This is a genomic window from Achromobacter sp. 1011791174 (assembly GCF_059760925.1).
Genome location: NZ_JCBANH010000022.1, coordinates 1 through 5,809, shown reverse-complemented (window position 1 = coordinate 5,809; position 5,809 = coordinate 1). Strand labels below are relative to the sequence as shown.

Genomic DNA, 5,809 nt, shown 5'->3' with positions numbered 1-5,809 from the left:
ATCGCTACCCGATGTTCAATGTCGCCGGATCCGTTCCGGCCTAGATCGGAAATGGCCATCCCGCCGGGATGGCCCTGTCTGTTCATGCCGCCAGGCAGGACTACAGGATCTGCTGGCTGATCGCCGCGATGTCCGCCGCGTTCAAGGTTCCCGCCGCCTGCTTGAGCTTCAGCCCGTCCAGCACGAAGTTGTATCCCGCCTCGGCCTGCTGCCGCTTGGCGTTGTAAAGATTGCGCGTCGCGTCCAGCACGCTGACGACGTCGTTCAGGCCGGCCTTGAAGCCTTCTTCCTTTTGCCTGAGCGCCAGCTCGAACGACTGCACCGAGCTGTTCAGCGCCTTGATGCGGTCCATGCCGATGACGATGTTCTGGAACGAGGAAAACACCTGGCGCTGCACCTTGCGGCGCGCCAGGCTGAGTTCGGACGAGGCCGCGCCCAGCCGGCTGGCGGCGGCATGGCTCATGCCGTAGGTGTAGCCGCTCTGGAAGATGGGCACGCTCAGGTTCAGCGTGACGCGGGTGTCGCCGACGGTGCTGCCGCCGCCGAACAGGCTGCCGCCGGTCTCGTTGCGGCCGGTCGAGGCGCGCAGCGCCATGCTCGGGTAGTAGCCGGCGCGCTGCACCGATACTTCCTTCTCGGCCACGGCCACGGCGGCCGAGGCCGCGCGGATCGACCAGTTCTGCTCCAGCGCGGTGCGCAGCCAGACCTGCACGTCGTTGGGCTGTGGCACGGCCATGGGCAGGTCCTTGCGCACGCGATGCAGTCGGACGTTGCCGTAGCCGATGATTTCCTGCAGGCCCTGTTGCTTGTCCAGGTAGTCGTGGCGGGCCAGCAGCGTGTTGGCCTCCTGCAGGTCCAGGCGGGCCTGCACCTCGCTCACACCCACCTCGGTTTCCTGGCCGCTGCGGTAGCGCGCGCGCACCAGCTCCATCTGTTTCTGGGTGGTGTTGCGCTCGGCCTCGGTCAGCTCGATCTGGTCCTGGGCGGCCAGGATGCTCAGGTAGGCGGTGGCCGTGCGCAGCATCAGGTCCTGCTGGGCATAGGCGTAGCTGGCCACTTCCTTGCGCTCGGCTTCCTGCGACTGGCGCCACTTGTGGAAGGCGCCCAGGTCCAGGATGGGCTGGGTCAGGGTCAGCGCCCAGCCGTTCTCGTTCCAGTTGGCCTGGCCGGTCTGGTAGACGGCATTCTGGCTGTTGATCACGTTCTGCTTGACGCGCGAGCGGTTGGCCTCGCCCGTCACGCTGGGCAGCAGCCCGGCGCGGGCCGCCATCACGCCATAGCCCACCGCCTGCAGTTCCTGGTAGGCGCCGCGCAGCTGCGGATCGTTCTGCAGCGCCATCATGTAGACCTGATCCAGCGTCATGGGATCCGCCTGCGCCGGCAGCTCGGCGGCGTTGTAGGCAGGCATCTCGTCGGCCCGGTACGCGGCCGGCGCGGGCAGCTGCGTCTTGTCGTCGAAGCGCGGCGCCGGCAAGGCCGCCACCTGGTCCATGCGGGCGCTGGGCGCGGGCAGCGCGTGGTCGCGCTCCTGCGGCCCCACCGGATCGGTGCGCAGCAGGCCCGCGTCGGTCTGTATCTGCGCGGGGGTGGCTTCGGTCTGCTGCGGCGCGCGCGCGGCGCAGGCCGTCAGCCCCAGCATGGCGGCCAGGGCTGCCGGCGTCATCCAGCGCCGGCGGCGCATGGTGTATCGATGGAGATCAGTCATAGTAAACAGTGAGGAACTCATGTCCGTCCCGCGCCGTGCCGGCCGCCAGGCTGTAGAGGCTGCGCGGCTCGTCGGGCACCAGCAGGGCCAGCACCTCGCTCTCGGGCAAGGCGAGGCTCCCGGCCAGGCGCAACAGATCGGGAATGAAATCGCGCAGCGGCAGATGCGCGCCACGGAAAGTCACGGTGAAGGAGTCGCGCCGGGTGTCGGCCTCGTCCACTTCCAGGAACATGAAGCCCGCCGGATCGGCGGCCTCGGCGGCGCGGGCGATGACGTCCCGGGCCGTTCCTCGGAGCACCGGCAGGGCCAGCCGCTCCAGATAAGCTTGCAGATGCCCTTCGAAGGCGGCGCGGCTGTCGAGATGCCGCATGCGATAGGCCGTGACGGCCGCCACGCTCTCATCTTCCGGATGCCACTTGTAGCCGCAGCCCAGCGGCAGCGCGCCGTGCTGGCGCAACGCCTCGGGCGCGGGCATGAATTCCAGGTAGATGCGATAGGTGCCGCCGTCGCCGATGTCCGGCTCGTAGGCGAAGAACATGGCGCGCGCCTGCTCCATGTCCTGCATCACCCGCAGCCACAGGGACTGCGGAATGGCCAGCTGGCGCGACAGCGTCGAGAAATCCAGCTGGCGCCAATGCTCGCGACGCACGCCGAGCAGGAAGCGGTTGCCGACCAGGCCGGCGGCCGAGAACTTCATCGACCATTCGACGCCGTCGATCTGCTTGTCCTTGAACAGCGACAACAGGCGGTCCGCCCAGAGGCGGCGCTCCCCCCGCAAGGTATGCAGGGGGATGTGCACCTGTTCGTCGCCGGCGCCGGGCGCCGGTGTCAGCGTCGCGGTCGTCATGCCAGCCGCCAGGCTCAGGCCGCCGCTTGCCGCGGCGCGGCGTCGGTGGAGGACGAGACTTCCTCCTGCTGCTGGGCGCGCTGGCGACGCTGGTCGTCCAGCATCGCCGCCAGGCGCGGCACGTTGCCGAGCGAAGCGCGGTGCAGCTCGATCAGACGCAGGATGCCGGCGCGCTGCAGCTCGACCACGCGCACGTCGTCCAGGCCGGCGAACTTCTGGTCGTCCACGACCCAGAAGCCGCTCAGGTAGCGCTCGCCGTCGGCCTGCGAGATGGTGATGGTCTTGGCCGTCAGCAGGCCCAGTTCGTTCAGGCGCTGCGCCATCTGCTTGGTCAGCTCCATCTCGCCCTGGAAGACGCGCAGGAATTCCATCATCTGCGTCAGGTAGCCGGTTTCCTTGCCGTCCACGAACAGCGCCACGCCCTCGGCGCTGTTGATGCCGGGATAGGACTCGTCGATGCACACCGCCAGGCGTTCGGCCTCGGACGTGGTGCCCAGCACGAAGGGATAGCGGCGCGCGAAGGCCGGCACATAGGTGTCCGCCTGCCACATGCCGTCCGGCGTCACGAAGAGATTGGAGCGATCTTCCAGGCCCAGCAGCACGGCGACGTGGAAATTGTTGTGCTCGTCGCCCACGAAGACGATGGGATAGTGGCGGCCGGCGTCGGCGAACTCGCTGGCGGCGATGGGCAGCGCGTTGGTGTCGCGGGCGAAGGCATAGTGATCCGGCTGGATCTGGATCTTCGTGTCTTGGTGCGCGGCGCGGTCCAGCGCCACGGCGCGTTCGTAAAAAGCGGTTGCGGACATTTGGTAAACCCCCTGTAAAACTGTTACGTGTCTTTTCGCCGACATGAATGTGGCGCGCGCCGCGCGATTATTGGAAACCCCCGGATTTCCGCCATTCCCACGCGCAAGACTGCCGCCCGAATCTCACCGGGCCTCATGAAATTTAGAAACAATTAGAACGAATCCTGTCGCCAGCCGTCTATGCCTGAAATTGGGTATTTCTGCTCAGACTGGTCTTTAAATTCGAATAGGGAATGTGCTTAATCCAACCAGCCGTGCGCGCGTGCGGCGTGCACGGCTTTCGTGCGGGACGACACCAGCAGCTTGCGGTAGATGTGCTTGATATGGCGCTCGACGGTATAGCGCGACAGATGCAGCTGTTCGGCGATCTCGCGGTTGCCCAGGCCCGCGGCCACCAGGCTCAGGATCTGGCTCTCGCGCGGACTCAGGGGCCCCGCCGCGTCGGGCAGTTCCACCGGCGGGCCCCGGAATTCCTGGATCAGGCGGCGCGTCACGAAGGGATCCAGCGGCGCCCCGCCGCTCAGCGCGCTGCGGATGGCGGCGCCGACCTCGATGTCGTCGCGCTCCTTGAACACATAGCCCGAGGCGCCGGCGCGCAGCGCGGCCAGCACGTCTTCCTCGAAACGCCAGGCCGACACCACCACGATCGTCATGTCGGGATTGGCCGCGTACATCTCGGAAATCAGGTCCATGCCGTTGCCGTCCGGCAGGTCAGGATCCACCAACGCCACGGACGCGGGCTGCCGGGAGAAGCTGGCCCGGGCCTCGGCCATCGACCCGGCGGAACATAGCGATTCCGGCTCGTAGCCGAACTGCAGCAGGATGCCTTCCAGCCGGCGCCGCGCAAGCGGCTCCGCACCGATCAACAGTACGGGCTGGCGCAGCACGAAGTCGAAGGTGGACGGTTGCACGGACATGAATCAAGACGGAAACGACAAGACCATATGGCGCCGCGCATGGACCATGACAGCCCGTGGCGGATCAGATTCTTACGGAAAGCGGCGTATCAGTACTGCAAATTCCGGGAGCGGAGCATAGCACCGGGTATTTTCAGGAACACTCGAATCCCAGCCGGTGTTTACCCTGCGTTCCATGGAAAACCCCGAGGCCGAAATTAATTCAATTTATATGGACACAAATTCGATATATATTGAAATCTGTGATGAAATTAACTTCGCGAATTCTTTTTCATAATGCGGCCGCGCATCAGCCAGGCGCGCAAACCGCAGTCCGCGGCGGACGCACGATAGCAGCATTGCCAGCCCGCGACATCAGACTTTAGTCGTAGGACCACTCCAGGTCGCCACCTTATTAGTATGTCCCCGGCTTATCCCCCGACTTATCCCCATTAATGTCGAGATAATTAATAATTTTGTCGAGACAACCGGGATATCCGCCGTCGTACATGGCCCGGCTCCGCGCGCCGGACCCGACATCAGGCCGCGCCGCCCTGGTCCGCGAACTCGTCCACCACCACCTGCCGTAGCCACTGGTTGGCCGGATCGCGGTGATTGCGCGCGTGCCAGAACACATTGATGACCGACTCCGGGATCTTCACGGGACAGGGCGCGGTGGCCAGCCCGAAGGGCTTGCAGGCGCAGTCGGCGAAGCGCCGGGGCACGACGGCGATCATGTCGGTGGCCTGCAGCACCGGTCCCACCGCCATGAAATGCGGCACCGTCAGCCGCAACCGCCGCCGGATGCCGGCGCGCTCGATGACCTCATCCACCACGCCATGGCCGGTGCCCTCGGACACGATGGCCACATGCTCGGCGGCGCGGAACTGGCGGATCGACACGCCCGAGCGCGCCAGCGGATGATCGTGGCGAAAGATGCAGACATAGGGCTGTCGAAAGAGCCGGCGCTGGAAGAAGCCAGCCTTCAAGGCCGGCAGAAAGCCCATCGCCAGGTCCACCCGGCCGCGCTCCATCTCGTCCTTCACATCCATCGAGGTGGTGCGCACCGTGCGGATGGTGACGCCCGGCGCCATGCCTTCCAGCGTGCGCATCAGCCTGGGCAGGAAATAGGATTCGCCCACGTCGTTGACGCCGATCACGAAGCCGCGCTCGCTGCCGCGCGGGTCGAATGACGCGCGCGCGTTCAGCGTGCTGTGCAGCGCGCCCAGCGCGTCGGCGATGGGCCGGGCCAGCGATTGCGCGTAGGGCGTGGGCACCATGCCGCGCGCGGTGCGCAGGAACAGCTCGTCGCCCAGCAGCTTGCGCAGCCGGCCCAGCGCGTTGCTGACGCCGGGCTGCGAGATGCCCAGGCTTTGCGCCACGGCCGCCACCCGGCCGTGCTTCTGCAGCTCGTTGAAGACGACCAGCAGGTTCAGGTCCAGGTCTTTCAGGTCCATGCGCATGTCTCCACCAATATTCATTCTGGTGATCTGTTTAATTTTCCAGATTCTATTTATTAATTTGCCGGACTGCCGGATCATGCCCGGATAACAAG

Annotated in this window: 5 protein-coding genes; all 5 read right to left on the bottom strand. The window is 65.9% G+C overall.

Annotation, left to right across the window (positions count from 1 at the left end):
• Positions 1-100: 100 nt before the first annotated feature.
• Positions 101-1,663, bottom strand: a complete 1,563-nt coding sequence (locus tag AC6LJ5_RS10535; protein ID WP_498140428.1) for a TolC family outer membrane protein — start codon at positions 1,661-1,663, stop codon at positions 101-103.
• Between the two features lie 34 nt (positions 1,664-1,697).
• Positions 1,698-2,552 (bottom strand): hypothetical protein, encoded by an 855-nt coding sequence (locus tag AC6LJ5_RS10530; protein WP_498140427.1) that lies wholly within the window; start codon positions 2,550-2,552, stop codon positions 1,698-1,700.
• A gap of 14 nt (positions 2,553-2,566) precedes the next feature.
• Positions 2,567-3,358 carry a SapC family protein gene (locus AC6LJ5_RS10525; RefSeq protein ID WP_498140426.1) on the bottom strand — a complete coding sequence of 264 codons (792 nt, stop codon included), beginning with the start codon at positions 3,356-3,358 and terminating at the stop codon, positions 2,567-2,569.
• Between the two features lie 239 nt (positions 3,359-3,597).
• Complete coding sequence (locus AC6LJ5_RS10520; RefSeq protein WP_392410083.1) at positions 3,598-4,275, bottom strand: LuxR C-terminal-related transcriptional regulator; 678 nt, start codon at positions 4,273-4,275, stop codon at positions 3,598-3,600.
• Positions 4,276-4,793: 518 nt separating this feature from the next.
• The gene (locus AC6LJ5_RS10515) at positions 4,794-5,711 is read right to left on the bottom strand and encodes a LysR family transcriptional regulator (RefSeq protein WP_498140425.1); all 918 of its coding nucleotides are present in this window, start codon (positions 5,709-5,711) and stop codon (positions 4,794-4,796) included.
• Positions 5,712-5,809: the final 98 nt, after the last annotated feature.

Bases quoted from the DNA above. Each gene is read 5' to 3' on its own strand.
- AC6LJ5_RS10515 (WP_498140425.1), bottom strand. From the start codon at position 5,711: ATGGACCTGAAAGACCTGGACCTGAACCTGCTGGTCGTCTTCAACGAG.
- AC6LJ5_RS10525 (WP_498140426.1), bottom strand. From the start codon at position 3,358: ATGTCCGCAACCGCTTTTTACGAACGCGCCGTGGCGCTGGACCGCGCC.
- AC6LJ5_RS10520 (WP_392410083.1), bottom strand. From the start codon at position 4,275: ATGTCCGTGCAACCGTCCACCTTCGACTTCGTGCTGCGCCAGCCCGTA.
- AC6LJ5_RS10530 (WP_498140427.1), bottom strand. From the start codon at position 2,552: ATGACGACCGCGACGCTGACACCGGCGCCCGGCGCCGGCGACGAACAG.
- AC6LJ5_RS10535 (WP_498140428.1), bottom strand. From the start codon at position 1,663: ATGACGCCGGCAGCCCTGGCCGCCATGCTGGGGCTGACGGCCTGCGCC.